The following is a 16148-nucleotide window of genomic DNA, read 5'->3' on the forward strand; positions in this document are numbered from 1 at the left end:
AAACTGGCCCGGCTGATGGGCCAGCCGACCCTCGCCGACCTGCTGCGGATGTTCCGTGAGCACACCGCCGGACGGGCCGTCGCCGCGACCGCGCCGCAGGCCGTGGTCGAGGACCCGGCTGCCCGGGCCGCGTTCACGGCGGCCGGCCGGGGCCGTCGCGGCTTCCCGTCGGACACCCCGGCGGTCGCGCTGGCCGCGCCGACCGACCCGGCGTACGACGGGCGTTACACCGGCTACCGCACCGTCCGCCGGTTCGACGCGGACCCGATGCCGGCCGGGGCGCTCGGCCGGCTGCTGGCCACCCTCACCCAGCGGGAGGTCGACGGCCGGGCCAGGTTCCAGTACGGCTCCGCCGGCGGCACCTACTCCGTGCAGACGTACGTCCTGGTGAAGACGGGGCGGGTCGACGGCGTGCCGGGCGGGGCGTACTACCACGACCCGGCGACGCACCGGCTGGTGGTGCTCGGACGCGACCGCGAGCTGAGTGCCGACGCCTTCGACTACTTCGTCAACCGGCCGGTCTTCGAGGCCGCCGCGTTCGCGCTCTTCCTGGTGGCGCAACGCGCGGCCATCGAGCCGCTGTACCAGGAGCAGAGCCCCACGTTCACCGCCATCGAGGCGGGCGCCATGGCCCAGCTGCTGACGATGGCTGCTCCCGACCACGGTCTCGGCCTGTGCGGGATCGGCACCCTGGACACGGCGGAGCTGGCCGCCCTGTTCGACCTCGAACCATCCCACCGGCTGGTCTACGCGCTGGTCGGCGGCAGCCGACCGGGGACGCCGACGCTCGACGCCGCGACCAGCGACACCATCACGGTGGAACTGTGAACGCCGTCGAGGTGCTCGACACGCTCCGCCGGCACGGGGTGGAGCTGCGGGTCGACGGCGACCGCCTCCGCCTGACCGGCTCCCGGGAGGTCCTCACCTCCGAGCTGCTGGCCGCCATCAAGCTCCACAAGGAACAGTTGCTCGCGATCCTGGCCGGGGCCGGTCCGGACACGATCGCCCGCCGACCCCGGCCGGACGCCCCGGTGCCGGTCGCGTTCGCCCAACGGCAACTGTGGTTCCTCGACCAGCTCTCCCCCGGCAACCCCTTCTACAACAACCCGGTCGCCTTCGACGTCGTCGGTGCCCTGGACGTGTCGGCGCTGGCCCGCGCCCTGACCGAGGTGGTACGCCGGCACGAGGCCCTGCGTACCGTCTTCCCGCTGGTCGACGGGGAGCCCTGCCAGGTGGTACGGCCCGCCGGGCCGGTCGCCGTGGCGGTCACGGACCTCACCGCGCTCCCCCGCCCGCTGCGGTCCCGCCGCGCCGACGAGGCCGCCGAGGCCGAGGCGCGGGCACCGTTCGACCTGGCCACCGGCCCGCTGCTACGCAGCGCCCTGCTCCGGTTGGCCCCCGACGAGCACCGCTGGCTGCTCACCGTGCACCACATGGTGGCCGACGGCTGGTCCGTCGGCATCCTGATCGGCGAGGTGGCCGCGCTCTACGCCGCGTACGCCCGGGGCGAGACCGCCGCGCTGGCCGAGCTGCCCGTGCAGTACCCGGACTACGCGCTGTGGCAGCGCCGGCACCTCGACGGCGGCGAACTGGAGCGCCAGCTCGGCTACTGGACGCGGACGCTGGCCGGCGCGCCCGCGCTGCTGGCCCTGCCGACCGACCGGCCCCGGCCGGCGGTGCAACGCTACCGGGGCGACTGCCACGGCACGACGGTGGACGCGACGGTGCTCCGGGGGCTGCGCGAGGTGGGCCGGGACGGCGACGCGACGCTGTTCATGACGTTGATGGCCGCACTGTCGGTGCTGCTGTGGCGCTACAGCGGGCAGGACGACGTGTGCGTCGGCACCCCGTTCGCCAACCGCAACCACCGCGACGTGGAGGGCCTCATCGGCCACTTCGTGAACACGGTGGTGATCCGCAACCGGCTGGACCCGGAGCAGTCGTTCGCGGCCCTGCTGGCCGACGTCCGTCGGCACCTGCTCGACGCGTACGCCCATCCCGACCTGCCGTTCGAGCAGCTCGTCGACGCGCTCAACCCGGAACGGCACACCAGCTACTCGCCGCTGTTCCAGGTGATGCTGGTGCTGCAGAACATTCCGCGTGGTCGGCTCGAACTGCCGGGCCTGGTGCTACGGCCCCTGTCCAGCAGCACCGGCGCGGCGAAGTTCGACCTGTCGGTCGAGGTGTTGGAGCACGCCGACGGCCTGCACGTCGTCTTCGAGTACAACACCGACCTCTTCGACGCCGCGACCGTCGGCCGGATGGCCGACCACTTCGTCCGCCTGCTCGCCCAGGTGGCGGCCGACCCGTCGGTGCCGGTCGGCGCGCTGCGGCTGCTCGGCCCGCAGGAGCGGCACCGGCTGCTGGTCGAGCGGAACAGCACCGCGCGACCCCTCATCGGCCCGCCGGACGTGGTGACGCGGATCGCGGCGCAGGCGCGACGGCACCCCGACCGGCTCGCCGTGGCCGACGACGACGAACGGCTCGACTACGCCACGCTGGAGCGGCGGTCCAACCGCCTGGCGCACGCGCTGATCGCCCGGGGCGTCCGCCCCGACCAGGTCGTCGGCCTGCACGCGCGCCGCCGCGCCGGGCTGATCGTCGCCATCCTGGGCGTCCTCAAGGCCGGTGCCGCCTATCTGCCGCTGGATCCGACCCTGCCGCCGGACCGGCTCGCCGGCATGGTCGCCGACGCCGCGCCGACGCTGGTGCTCGGCGACGACGATCTGGCTGTCGTCGAGGCCGAGGGAGGTCACGACACCCCGCCCGGCGTCGTCACGCACCCCGCCAACCTGGCCTATGTGATCTTCACGTCGGGTTCGACCGGCCGGCCCAAGGGCGTCGCGGTGCCGCACGGCGGTGTCGTGAACCTGCTCGACAACTGGGTGTCGCAGCTCGGCTGCGCCGAAGGGGAGGCGGCGGCGCTCTGGTCGAGCGTCGGCTTCGACGTGTCGGTGCAGGAGATCTTCCTGCCGCTGACCACCGGCGGGGCCCTGCACCTGGTACCCGAGCGGCTGCGCGGCGACCCGGCGGCGCTGATGGGCTGGCTGCGCGAGCGGCGCGTCGTGCAGGCGTACCTGCCGCCGGCCTTCGTCCGGTGGATCGACGAGGATCCGGCGACCCGCCTGGCCGGGCTGGCGCTGCGGCAGCTGCTGGTCGGGGTCGAGCCACTGCCGGAGCAGGGCCTGCACCGGATCGAGCAGGCGCTGCCGGGGCTGCGGGTGCTCAACGGGTACGGGCCGACGGAGACCACCGTCTACAGCACCGCCTACCTCGACCCGCAGCCGTCGACCCGGCAGTGCCCGATCGGTCGGCCGGTGGCCAACACCCGCGTCTACCTGCTCGACGAGCGGTTGGAGCCGGTGCCGGTCGGGGTCACCGGCGAGATCCACATCGGTGGCGTCGGGGTCGCCCGCGGCTACCTGAACCGGCCGGCGGCGAGCGCCGAGCGGTTCGTTCCCGACCCGTTCGTGCCGGGTGAGCGGGTCTACCGCACCGGCGACCTGGCTCGCCTCCTGCCCGACGGGAACCTCGAGTACCTCGGCCGCCGGGACGGCCAGGTCAAGATCCGGGGCTTCCGCATCGAACTGGGCGAGATCGAGGCCGCGCTGCTGGACCAGCCGGACGTCCGTGAGGCGGCGGTGCTGGTCGACGCCGACGCTGCCGGCGAGCCGAGGCTGGTCGCCGGGGTCTGCCGGGGCGGGGCCGCGCCGCTGCTGGTCAGCGAGTGGCGTGAGGTGCTGTCCCGCCGGCTGCCCGGCTACATGATCCCGTCGCTGTTCGTGGAACTGCCGAGACTGCCGCTGACCGCCAACGGCAAGCTCGACCGGGCCGAGGTGCTGCGGCTGGCCCGCACCAGCGCGCCGTGGCAGGTCAACCTGGCCAGCCCGCGTGACCAGATCGAGCTGACCCTCTACCAGATCTGGAAGCGGCTGCTGCTGCATCCGGAGATCGGCATCAACGACCGGTTCTTCGACGTGGGCGGCACCTCGATCTCGGCGATCAAGCTGGCCCACGCGATCGGTGCGGCGTTCGGCGAACCGCTGCCGGTCCACGAGATCATGCTGCACCCGACGATCGAGGCGCTCGGCGGCCGGCTGCGCCGGGGCGCGTCGGGCCGGCCACCGAGCAACCTGATCGAGTTCCGGGCGGGCGACGGCACCGGCCGGGTGATCTGCGTGCACCCGGCCGGCGGCACCGCCTTCTGCTACCTGTCGCTGGCGAAGGCGCTGCCGGAATCCCTCGGCGTGTACGGAATCCAGTCCCCGGGGGTGAACCCGGGCGAGGAGTTCCTGCCCACGGTGGAGGCGATGGCCGACGCGTACCTGCGGCAGGTGGCGCACCTGCTGGACGGCCCGGTGGTGCTCACCGGGCTCTCCTACGGCGGGCTGGTCGCGTACGAGATGGGACGCCGGCTGGCCCTCGCCGGGCATCCGGGGCTGAGCGTCGTGCTGCTGGACACCCTGGGCACGGACGACCCGGCCCACCGGGGCGCGATCGAGCCGGTGGACATGGCCGAGTTCCGCGACAAGCTCATCAAGTTCAACGGGATGTACCCGGGCATCGACGACGAGCAGATCGACCAGTATCACCGCATCTACAACCACAACCGGTCGACGATGCGCGACTACCCGACTCCGGCGTCCCCGGCCCGGCTGGTGCTGTTGCAGGCCACCGCCGGGCGCCAGGAGAGCTTCCTGCGCGAGGTGCGCGCCTTCTGGCAGCGGCGCGGCGACGCCGACTTCCTGCTGGAGCAGGTGCACTGCGACCACTGGGACATCCTGGAGAGTGCGGTGGTGCTGCGGGTGGCCGCGCTGCTCCGCCGCGAGATGGACCGCATCCGCGACGCCCGCCCGACGACACCGGCCCTGCGGGAGGCGTGATGGCCCCCGCTCCCGGTCTCGCCTCCGCCGTGCTCGCCCAGGCCCGCCGTACCCCCGACGCGATCGCGGTGGTCGACGGCGACCGGCGCCTGCGCTACGCCGACCTGGACGCCGCCGGCGCCACCGTCGCCCGGTCCCTGCGCCGGGTCGGGGTCCGGCCTGGTCAGGCGGTCGCGGTGCACCTGCCGCGCGGCTGGCGGCTGGTCTGCGTCATGCTCGGCATCCTGCGGCTCGGCGCGACCGTGGTGCCGCTGGACCGGCAGAGCCCACCGGAGCGTCGGGGCCACATGCTGCGCGACTCGGACGCCGTGGCGGTGATCCACGGCCCGGACGTTCCCGGCGACCTGCCCGACGGGGTCGCGCCGCTGCCGGTGCACGAGCTGTTCCGACCGGCCGCCCCACCCGGGGCGGACGGGGAGCCGGCCCCGCCGGCCCCACCCGCGCCGGTCGCGTTCGTCTTCTACACCTCGGGCACCACCGGCCGCCCGAAGGGCGTGGAGGTGCGCGACGAAGGCATCCTGCGGCTGGCCCGGCCCGGCTACCTCGACCTGGCCCCGGCGGCCCGCTACGCCAGCCTCGCCAACCCGGCGTTCGACGCGCTCAGCTTCGAGGTCTGGGTACCGCTGCTGACCGGCGGCTGCTGTGTCGTCCTGGACGACGAGACGGCCGCGGCCCCGCACCTGCTCGACGCCGCGCTGCGCCGGGAGCGGATCGACACGCTCTTCATCACGGTGGCGCTGTTCAACGCGGTGGTCGACGAGCTACCGCACTGCTTCTCCGGGGTCGGCCAGGTGCTGGTCGGCGGCGAGCAGCTCAACGCCCGGCTGATCCGCCGCTGGTACCGCGACAACCCCACCAGCCGCACCCGGCTGCACAACGTCTACGGGCCCACCGAGGCGAGCACGTTCGCCCTGTGCCATCCGATCCCGCGCGACTTCGACGCGGAGGTGGTGCCGATCGGCCGGGTGCTGCCGGGCACCGACGCGCACCTGGTGGTCGACGGTGTCCGCGCCGCCGCGCCGGGCGAGGTCGCCGAGCTCTACCTCGGCGGTGCGGCGCTGGCGGCCGGCTACCGCAACCTGCCGCAGGAGACCGCTGCCCGCTTCGTCCGACTGCCCTGGTTGGACGGCTCCACCGGCCGCCACTACCGCACCGGAGACCTCGTGCGCGCCGACGCCGCCGGCCGCATCGAGTACGTCGGTCGGGTCGACCGGCAGGTCAAGGTGCGCGGCTTCCGGGTCGAGCCCGGCGAGGTGGAGCGGCAGATCCTCGCCCATCCCGGGGTCCGGCAGGCGTACGTGTGCACCCGACGCGACCACGCCCACGGCACGAACGAGCTGCTGGCGTACGTGGTGACGGCCGCCGGGCTGACCTTCGCGGACTTCGACCGGCACCTGGGCGCGGCCCTGCCGCCGTACCTGCGCCCGCACCGGGTGTACCGCGTCGGGGCGTTGCCGCTGACCCCGAACGGCAAGGTGGACTCCGACGCGTTGCTGCGGCGCGACGACCCGCCCTGGCGCGACGGTGACCTCACCGACACGCCCGTCACGGCGTGGCAGCAGGCGGTGCTCGGGCTGGCCGGCGAGGTGCTGGGCGTGCCGGACCTGCGACCGGGCGACCGGTGGATCGCCAGCGGCGGGGATTCGTTGAAGGCGCTGCGGCTGCGCTTCGCGATCCAGCGGCGGTGGGGCGGCGAGGTGCCGCAGGCCGTGGTGCTCGACAGCGACTTCGCCGAGCTGGCCGAGGCGATCGGTGCGGCCCGCACCACGACCGGTGCGACGTATCCGGTGCCGGGCGGACCGGCCGGTGCCCGGTCCGCGCCGGCCACCTCCGAGCAGCAACGACTCTGGCTGTTGCAGCAGCGGTCACCGGCCTCCACCGCGTACCACGTGCGGCTCGCCTTCGCGCTGCGGGGCCGGGTCGACCTCGGCGCGCTGCGGCAGGCGCTGTGCCGGATGGTGGCGCGTCATCCGGCGCTGCGGACCGCCTTCCGGGCAACGCCGCAGGGGCTGCGCCAGGAGGTGGCCGAGCCGTACGACCCGTGGCGGGAACCCGTCGCCGCCGACGACGGCGACCCGGTCGGGTGGCGGCAGCAGGCCCACGCCCTCCTCGCCACCCCCTTCGACCTCGGCCAGCCGCACATGCTGCGCGCGTCCTGGCTGGCCCGCGACGGCGACGGGGTGTTGCTGCTGCACCTGCACCACATCGCGGTCGACGGCTGGTCACTCGACGTGCTGTTCCGCGAGCTGTCGGCCGAGTACGCGGCGGCGCTGGACGGCACCACCACCGACGGGGGCGAGCCGGTGCCGACCCCGTTGGACTACGCCCGGTGGCAGGCCGAATGGTTCGCCCACCCGGCCTACCGGGTGCAGCGCGACGCCCTGCGCCGCCACTACGCCGACGTGCCGGAGATCGCCGCCCCGTTGCGGCCCGTCCGGCAGCGCACCGGCAACGGGGACCACCTGCTGAGGACCACGATCGACGCGACGCGCCGCAGCGCTCTCGACCGCCTCGGCGCCGACCTCGGGCTGACCCGCTTCCCGGTGCTGTTGACGCTGTTCGGTTGGGCCGTGCACGGGGTGACCGGGCGCACCCATCCGCGCGTCGCCAGCCCGGTGGCGAACCGGCCCGTACGCGACTTCGAGGCCAGCGTCGGCATGTTCGCCAACACGGTGCTGCTGCCCCTGGCGCTGGCACCCCGGGAGGAGCTGCGGGCGCAGCTGCGGCGGCAGGCCGACGCCGTACGCGCCGTGCTCGACGCCCAGGACGTGGCGCTCGCGCACGCCGTCGCCGACCACGACTTCGGCGCCGACGCCCCGTTGTTCGACTTCCTCTTCGTACTCGACAACACCGACTTCTCCGCGCTGGCGCTGCCCGGCTGCGCGTCCCGCCCGGTGTGGTTGGCGCCGGCCGAGGCCAAGTGCCCGCTCACCCTCTCGATCGTGGAGCACGAGGCCGGCTTCGACTGCCTCTGGGAGTACGCCGACGACCACTTCGACGCCGACGACGTGGCGGCGGCCGCCGACCTGTTCCGGCGCGGCCTCGACGCGCTGACCGGCGCCGGCCCGAGCAGCGGCAGCGGCCCGAGCAGCGGCAGCGGCCCGAGCAGCGGCAGCGGCCCGAGCACGCTGGCCGAGCTGGTCCGGCCCTACCGCGCCGGCCTGCCGGAGCCCGGCCGGGGTCCGCGTACCCCGCTGGCCTTCCCCACGGTGGCCGAGGAGTTCGCCCGGCGGGTGCGGACGGAGCCGACCGCCACCGCGCTGGTCGCCGGTGACCGCCGCCTCAGCTACGCCGACCTCGACGCGCACGTCTCGACGCTCGCCGCCGGGTTGGCACGGCACCATCCGGTCTCGACCGACGGCCGGCACCACGTCGCCCTGTTCTTCGAACCGTCGGTGGAGCACGTGGTGGCGCTGCTGGCGGCGGCCCGGCTCAATCTCACCGTGGTGCCGCTGGACCGGGCCTACCCGCCGGCGCTGCTCCGCCAGGTTCTGGGCCAGGTCGATCCGCTGTGTGTGCTGCTGGCACCCGGCGACGAGCCCGCCCTCGACGTGATCGACGCGGGCGGGCACCCCCGCCACCCGGTGGTGCTGTCCCGGTCGGGCCCCGCGGTCGCGCCGTCGTACGCCGGCCGTCCCCTGTACACCCTGTTCACCTCGGGCTCCACGGGTACGCCCAAGGGGGTCCAGGTCGGCGACGCCCTGCTGGTCAACCTGCTGCGCTGGCAGAGCGGGGCCGGCGGACTGACGGGTGGGGCGACGACCCTGCAGTTCGCCATGCTCTCCTTCGACGTCTCCTTCCAGGAGATCTTCGGCACGCTCTGCGGCGGCGGCACCCTGCACCTGACCCGGCCCGGATGGCGGCAGGACATGCCGGCGCTGCTGGAACACCTCGACACCGCCGGCATCGAGCGGATCTTCCTGCCGTACGTCGCCCTGCAACTGCTGGCCGAGCACGGGGTACGCCTCGGCCGGTATCCGTCCCGGCTGCGGGAGGTCGTCACCGCCGGTGAACAGCTGATCTGCACCGACAGCATCCGCCGCTGGTTCGCCGGGCTGCCCGGCGCACGCCTGTTCAACCACTACGGCCCGACCGAGACCCACGTGGTCAGCAGTCTGTGCCTCGACGGTGACCCGGCCACCTGGCCGATCCGGCCGGCCATCGGCCGTCCGGTCGCCAACACCTGGCTACGGGTGGTGGACTCGGCCGACGAGGTGGTGCCGCCGGACTGCCCCGGGCAGTTGCTGATCGGCGGGGACCTGGTCACACCCTGCTACCTCGACGACCCGGCGCTCGACCGGGCCCGCTTCGTCGAGCTGCCCGGCCTCGGCTGGTTCTTCCGCAGCGGCGACCAGGCCCGGTTCGACCGGGACGGTCTGCTGCACTACCTGGGTCGCGACGACCAGCAGGTGAAGGTCAGTGGGCACCGGCTGGAGCTGGGCCAGGTCGAGGCGGCACTGCTCACGCACCCGGCCGTCGTCAACGCCGTGGTGGTCCGCGACGGTCCACACCTGGTCGCCTGCCTGCAGTTCCGCGCCGACCCACCGACCCCGCAGGAGCTGACCGCCCATCTCGCGGGGCTGCTGCCCGCGTACGCGCGGGTGGACCGGTTCCGACGGTTGACGGAGCTGCCGCGTACCGCCAGCGGGAAGCTGGACCGCCGTCGCGCCCTGGCCGCGCCTGGCGAGGAGCTCCGCCCGGATGGTGCCGCTTCGGTGCCGGTCATGTCGGACCTGGAGCAACGACTGGCCGGGCTCTTCGAGGAGGTCGTCGGCATCCCGATCGGGCCGGACCGGCGCTTCTTCGACCAGGGCGCGGGCAGCCTGGACCTGATGCGCTTCCACCTGCGTTGTGCCGCCGAAGGGTTGCCGCTGACGATCCCCGACCTGTTCGAGCACGTCACGATCCGCCGCCTCGCCCGGTTCCTCACCGACCGGCGGGCCACGAAGGTGGCGGCGGCCGGGCGGGACGAGGCCGGCGCGGGCCCGGCGGACGAGCCGGTCGCGGTGGTGGGGATGGCCGTCCGGTTGCCCGGCGCCGACGACCTGGCGGCCTTCTGGGCGATGGTGGAGGCCGGCGACCGGGGCGTCGAGCACTTCGACGCCACCGACGGTCTGGTGGGCGCCCGCAGCCAGCTGGCCGCTCCGCTCGGCTTCGACCCGGGCCACTTCGGCATCAGCCGGCAGGAGGCCAGGCTGATGGATCCGCAGCAGCGGCACCTGCTGATGAGCTGTGTCGAGGCGTTGGCACACGCCGGCATCGCCGATCCCGCCGGGCGGCGGGTGGGCCTGCTCGCCAGCTGCGGCGAGAACACCTACTTCCAGACGATGCTGCGGGCGGCCGACCCGGCGCTGTTGCCGGACTCCTTCCAGTTGGCGCTGCACCACGAGAAGGACTTCCTCGCCACGAAGGTCGCCTACCACCTGCGCCTGACCGGCCCGGCCTTCACCGTGCAGGCGGCCTGCGCCAGCTCGTTGGTGGCGGTGCACGTCGCGGCCGGGCTGCTGCGACAGGGCGACAGCGACGTGATGCTGGTCGGCGGGGTGCTGGTGGACCCGCTGCTGAGCGCGGGCTACCGCTACCAGCCGCAGCACATCTTCTCCCCGGACGGGCACTGCCGGCCGTTCAGCGACGACGCCGCGGGCACCGTGGGCGCCAGTGGGGTGGGCGTGGTGGTGCTCAAGCCCCTGCGGACGGCCCGACGCGACGGCGACACCGTCTACGCCGTGATCACTGGATCGGCGGTCAACAACGACGGCGCGGACAAGCTCGGCTTCGCCGCCCCCTCGGTCGTCGGCCAGCGGGAGGTGATCCGTGCCGCGCTGCGCCGCAGCGGACGCGTCGGTGGCGACCTCGGCTACGTGGAGGCGCACGGCACCGCGACGGAGCTGGGCGATCCGGTGGAGGTGGCGGCACTGCGCCAGGCGTACGACCTGGCCGAGCCGGGCCGCACCGCGCTGGCATCGGTGAAGAGCCAGATCGGTCACCTCGGCGCGGCGGCGGGCGTCGTCGGCCTGGTCCGCGCGGTGCTGGCCGTGCACCACGGGCGGATCCCGCCGAATGTCGACTTCCGTCGGCTCAGTCCACGGCTGGGCCCCGACCTGGCCCCGTTCTACATCCCCACCAAGGCCCGGCCCTGGCCGGTCGACCGGCCACGGGTGGCGGCGGTGAGCAGCTTCGGAATCGGCGGCACCAACGCCCACCTGATCTGCGAGGCGGTCGAGCCGGTCGACAGCGCCCCGGCGATGCCATCCGACCCCGCTGGTGCGGTGGTGGTGCTCGCCAGCGGCAGCGCTGCCGGCCTGCGCGCCGACGCCGCCCGTGTCGCCAGCTACCTGGCGGCCCGGCCGGAGACCTACCACCGGGTGCTGCGTCACCTCCAGGCCGGTCGCACACCGGGACGCTGGCGGGCGGCGGCCGTCTGCGCCGACGCCGCTGCCGCCGTGGCCTGGCTGCACACCGCGACGGCCGTCGAGGTGAGTCCCGTCGAGGCGACGCCCGTCGAGGTCACCGACTCGGCCGGTACGCCGCAGGCGGCCACCCTCGTCGCCGCCTGGCTGGCCGGACGGCCCATCCGGTGGCCGGCCGGGCCGGCGCAACCGCCCTGGGACTTCCCCCCGCCGGCGTTCGTCCTCGACCATCACGAGTTCGCCCGCGCCGCCCCGTCGGCCGGGGCGGCAGCCCTGACGGGGGGCACTTCCACGACCGGGGCGGCAGCGCTGACCGGGGGCACGCCGTCGACCGGGGCGGCAGCGCCCGCCGCGACCGCGTCGCCCGCCGAGGCCGTCTCGACCGATCAGCGGTGGCCGGCGCGGCTGCCCGAGGCCGAGTGGCTGCACCAGCCGCACTGGGTGCGCTGGCGGCACGCGGGCACCGAACCCGCCGCCCGTCGCCCGGACACGCTCGTCATCCTGGCGGTGCAGCCACCGCCGCCCGCCGCACTGCGCGCCTTCGCGGCGTCCCACGCCCGGGTGGTGACCGTCACCGCCGCCGACGGCTTCGCCCGGCTCGGTCCGGACTGCTACCGGGTGGACGCGGCCGACCCCGCCTCCCTGGGCCGGCTGCTCGACGCGCTGACCGACGGCGACCCGCCGACTCACGCCGACCCGCGGGCCGACGCCGAGCGGGGCGGTGTCGACTGGCTGCACGCGCTGCCCTTGGCCGTCGACGGGCCGGTCGACACGGACACGCTGGCCCACTCGTACCGGGCCTGCGTCGACACCCCGGCGGCGCTGCTGGCGGCCGTCGCCGCGTCGCCCCGCCGGCCCCGGCTGCGGGCCTGGTGGCTGTCGCAGCAGGCGCAACCCGTCGACGACGACGTACGCCGGCCGGAGCTGGGCCTGCTGGCCGGGGCGTGCGAGGTCGCGCCCCAGGAGAGCGACGTCGAGAGCCACTGGCTGGATCTGCCGGGCCCCGATCCGGTCGACTGGGCGGCGGCGCTCGCGGTGGTGCTGGCCGAGCGGACAGCGCCACCCCGGCGACTCGCGCTGCGGGGCGGCTACTGGTGGGAGCAGGCGCTGCTGCCGGTCCGCCCGCCGGCCGGACCGGCCACGCGCCCACTGCCGGCCGCACCGGGTGAGCGCCCACGGCCGGCCGCGCCGACCACGAAGCCGCCGGCCACACCGGCCGAGCACCCGACGCCGGCCGGACCGGCCCGGTATCTGGTCCTCGGCGGAACCGGCGGCATCGGGCGCAGCATCGCCGCCTGGCTGCTGGAGCAGGGCGACTGCGAGGTGGTCCTGCTGGCGCGACGCGGGCCGCTGCCGGCTGAGCTGACGCCGTGGGCCGACCGCGTCGACCTCGTCGAGGCAGACCTCACCGAGGCGGATCCCGACGATCTGGTGGTGCGGCTCGGCACCCGGCGGGTCGACGGGGTGGTCCACGCCGCGGGCATCGCAGCCGGCACGCTGATCGGTCGACGGGACGCGGCCACGATGCGGCGGGCCACGACCGCCAGGACCCACGGGGCGCTGCTCGTGGAACGGCTGGTCGCGCGGCACAAGCCGGCGTTCGTCGTCTACTGCTCGTCGATGTCGGCGCAGCTGGGCGGCGTCGGTCAGCTCGACTACGCCGCCAGTCACGGGCTGTTGGGCACCTTCGCCCGGCACCGGCCCACCGGGACTGACACCACGCTGCGTATCTGCGTCGACTGGGACGTCTGGAACGAGGTGGGTCTGGCCCTGGACGCCCTGCCCACCGACGCCCGGCACGGGGCGCACCTGGCGGTCGGCCTCCGCGTGGACGAGGGGCTTCGGCTCTTCGCGCAGGCCCTGCGGCTGGGTCTGCCGCACGTGCTCGTCTGCACCACCGCGCTGGGCCGGGCGCGGGAGTTCTACGCGCCACCGGCCGGCCCGCAGGTCCCGACACCCGCCGGGCCGCCCCGGCCGGCCGCCGATGTGGTCGGCGGATGGCTGCGTGACTGGCTGGGCACCGAACAGCTCGACCCGGCCGCGAACCTCTACGACCTGGGGGCCGACTCGTTGCTGTTGCTGAACCTGATCGACCGGGTCAAGGACAACTTCGGGGTCGGCCTCAACCTGTCCCAGCTGAGCCACCGGGTGAGCCTGACCGAGGTGCTGGGCCTCCTCGGCGCAACGATCGGCGCCACCGATGCCGTCGGGGCCGCCGGATCCACCAGACCCACCGGATCCACCGGGCCCACCGGGCCCACCGGATCGACCGGGTCGGCCAGGGAGACCGGGTCGGCCGGGGAGACCGGGTCGGCCAGGGAGACCGGGTCGGCCAGGGAGACCGGGTCGGCCGGGGAGACCGGTCCCGCCGTGACGGTGGACGTCTGGCAGGCCGGTCGGGGACGGTCGGTGCTCTGCCTGGTCCATCCGGTCGGTGGCGACGTGCAGGCGTACCGGCCGCTGGTATCGGCGCTCGACCCGACGCTCACGGTCTGCGTCATCGCCGATCCCGCGTTGACCCACACCGGGCAGCCGGCCTGGTCGCTCGCGGAGCGGGCCGCCCGCTACCACACCGCGCTGTCCGACCGCTTCCCCCGGGACGAGTGGCGCTGGCGGCTCGGCGGGTGGTCGTTCGGCGCCTGGGTGGCGCTCGGGATGGCGGCTCGGGCCGAGGCGGTCGGCCAGCCGGCGGACGAGCTCTACCTGCTGGATCCGCCGCCGCCGGACGCCGGGCCGACCTTCCGGGCGTACGACGAGGAACGACTGGCCGCACTCTTCGCCCACGAGCTGGGTGCGGCGACCGGCGCGGAACCCGCCGCGACGGCGTACGCGCAGGCGTTGGCGCGCTGCTGCCGGGCCAACCTGGCGAGCATGACGCGGCACACCCTGCCCCGGCTGGCCGGCACACCCGGGCGGTTGTGGCTCGCGGGCCGCCCGACGGCCGGCCTGCCGGCGCTCGCCCCGCCACCCGATCAGGCCCGGCAGTGGCGGACGCACCTGGCCGGGCTCGCGTGGCACCTCGTCGACACCACCCACTACGGCATCGTCGCGGCGCCGCACGTGCGGACCGTTGCCGAGGCCGTCAACGGCGCGACCCGGTCCACCGGCCCGAGGGTGGCGCGATGAACCCGTACCGGTCGCTGCCCGCGCGGTCCTTCTGGCGCAGCGCGGTGGCCGAGCCGGAGATGCTGGCCATCGAGGAGGTGTGGACGCCGAAGTTCACCCTCGGCCCGGACGATCCGGTGCTCACCGCCGGTTCCTGCTTCGCCCGCCACCTCGGGCCCGCCCTGCTCGACGAGGGGATGAACTGGCGTGAGGTCGAGCTGCCCCCGCCGGGGCTGACCGAGGCCGAGCGCCGGGCCCGCCACTACGGCGCGTTCTCCTTCCGCACCGGCACCATCTACACGGCCGCCACGCTGCGGCAGTGGCTGGGCTGGGCGTTGGCGGGCGACCCCGGGCCCGACGAGGTCTGGCGCGACGGTGACCGGTTCTTCGACCCGTACCGCCCGTCGGTGGAGCCCGACGGCTACGAATCGGCGGAGGCGACGCTGGCCGCCCGCCGGGCCACGCTGGCCGCGATCCGGGGGGCGGTCGCCGAGGCGGGGTGTCTCATCTTCACCCTCGGTCTGACCGAGGCCTGGCGGGACGTGGTCACCGACACCGTCCATCCGGTGTGCCCGGGCACCGTTCGCGGCACCTTCGACGCCGGCCGGCACGTCTTCCACAACTTCACCGTGGCCGAGGTGCACCGGGACCTCTCCGCCGTCGTGGCGCTGCTGCGCGCCGCCAACCCCCGGCTGACCGTGCTGCTGACCGTGTCGCCGGTGCCGCTCACCGCGACGGCCACCGGGGCGCACGCGCTGACCGCCACCACCTACTCCAAGTCGGTGCTGCGGGCGGCGGCGGGCCAACTGGCCCAGGAGCACGACCACGTCGACTACTTCCCCTCGTACGAGCTGATCACCGGCTTCCCGTTCCGGGGGGTCTTCTTCGCGCCGAACCTGCGCGCCGTGACGCCGGCGGGGGTCGCCTTCGTCATGCGCCACTTCTTCAACGCCCTCGAACGCGTCCGCGTCGGGGCCCGACCAGCGGACGCCACCGCGACGGCACGGGACCGTCGCGCCGACGCCGACGGAGGTGACCTCTACTGTGACGACGCCGTCCTCGACCACTACCGCGCCGGCTAGGTTCCTGCTGCTGGGCGACTCGCACGCCGGGCCGATCGCCCGCGCGGCGACGGCGGCGGGGGTGCCCTTCGTCGGCGGCCCGGTCGGCTCGGGACGCGACTTCAACGCCAACTTCTTCGACGGGTACGACGACGGTGTGGTGTTCCGGGACGACGCCGTGCAGCAACGCCACCGAGACTTCCTGGCCGAGCTGGGCGTGACCGGCATCGGTCAGCTCGGCGTCCCGTTGGTCTCGACGTTCGGTCTCAGCGCCCACTTCTTCGCCACCGGTGCGAACTGGGGGATCTACCGGGCTGGCGACGGCAACTTCCCGGCGGGGTTCCTCACCGGCGACCTCTTCGACGGCATCGTGCGCGCGATGGCCCGCGACGCGCTGGCCTTCTACCGCCACGTCCTCGACCTGGGGGTGCGCGTCCTCGCGGTGCTGCCACCGCAGCGGGTGCCGGGGATGTCCGATCCGCAGGTCTTCACGGCGGCCCAGGAGACGATCCGCCGCGCGCTCGTCGAACTCGGCGTCGAGATCGTGGACCTGCGCGCCCGGGTGACTGACGGCGCGGGCCGGCAACGGGCCGCGTTCTGCGAGCCGGACGACCCGATCCACGGCAACCTCGCCTTCGGCCGGTTGATCGTGGCCGACCTGCTGGCCCGGGGGCTGTGACACCCAATCC

5 protein-coding genes (1 of these 5 cut by a window edge) are annotated in these 16148 nt (G+C 74.6%); all 5 read left to right on the forward strand.

What is annotated here, in order from left to right; translation table 11 throughout:
• Tightly spaced (each overlapping or abutting the next), the 5 genes in view from GA0070616_RS02115 to GA0070616_RS02135 form a layout consistent with a single transcriptional unit that may run on beyond the window.
• Positions 1-828, forward strand: the final stretch of a protein-coding gene (locus tag GA0070616_RS02115) for a non-ribosomal peptide synthetase (RefSeq protein WP_175439954.1). Its footprint begins 12750 nt before the window's first position; only the last 828 of its 13578 coding nucleotides appear in the window; its start codon lies off the left edge, out of view; it ends in the stop codon at positions 826-828.
• On the forward strand, positions 825-4883 hold the full coding sequence (locus GA0070616_RS02120; RefSeq protein WP_091075338.1) for a non-ribosomal peptide synthetase: 4059 nt from the start codon (positions 825-827) through the stop codon (positions 4881-4883). The genes GA0070616_RS02115 and GA0070616_RS02120 overlap by 4 nt, the downstream gene beginning before the upstream one ends.
• Positions 4883-14419: a non-ribosomal peptide synthetase gene (locus GA0070616_RS02125; RefSeq protein WP_091075343.1), complete on the forward strand. Its 9537-nt coding sequence runs from the start codon at positions 4883-4885 to the stop codon at positions 14417-14419. Before GA0070616_RS02120 ends, GA0070616_RS02125 begins: the two co-directional genes overlap by 1 nt.
• Positions 14416-15480: a GSCFA domain-containing protein gene (locus tag GA0070616_RS02130; protein ID WP_091075347.1), complete on the forward strand. Its 1065-nt coding sequence runs from the start codon at positions 14416-14418 to the stop codon at positions 15478-15480. Before GA0070616_RS02125 ends, GA0070616_RS02130 begins: the two co-directional genes overlap by 4 nt.
• A complete protein-coding gene (locus GA0070616_RS02135; RefSeq protein ID WP_175439955.1) occupies positions 15443-16138 on the forward strand; it encodes a hypothetical protein in 696 nt (231 codons plus the stop codon). Before GA0070616_RS02130 ends, GA0070616_RS02135 begins: the two co-directional genes overlap by 38 nt.
• Positions 16139-16148 lie beyond the last annotated feature (10 nt).

This window comes from Micromonospora nigra (genome assembly GCF_900091585.1).
Taxonomy (GTDB): Bacteria; Actinomycetota; Actinomycetes; order Mycobacteriales; family Micromonosporaceae; genus Micromonospora; species Micromonospora nigra.

Excerpts from the sequence above, each read along its gene's own strand:
- GA0070616_RS02125 (WP_091075343.1), top strand. The coding sequence starts at position 4,883 with ATGGCCCCCGCTCCCGGTCTCGCCTCCGCCGTGCTCGCCCAGGCCCGC.
- GA0070616_RS02130 (WP_091075347.1), top strand. The coding sequence starts at position 14,416 with ATGAACCCGTACCGGTCGCTGCCCGCGCGGTCCTTCTGGCGCAGCGCG.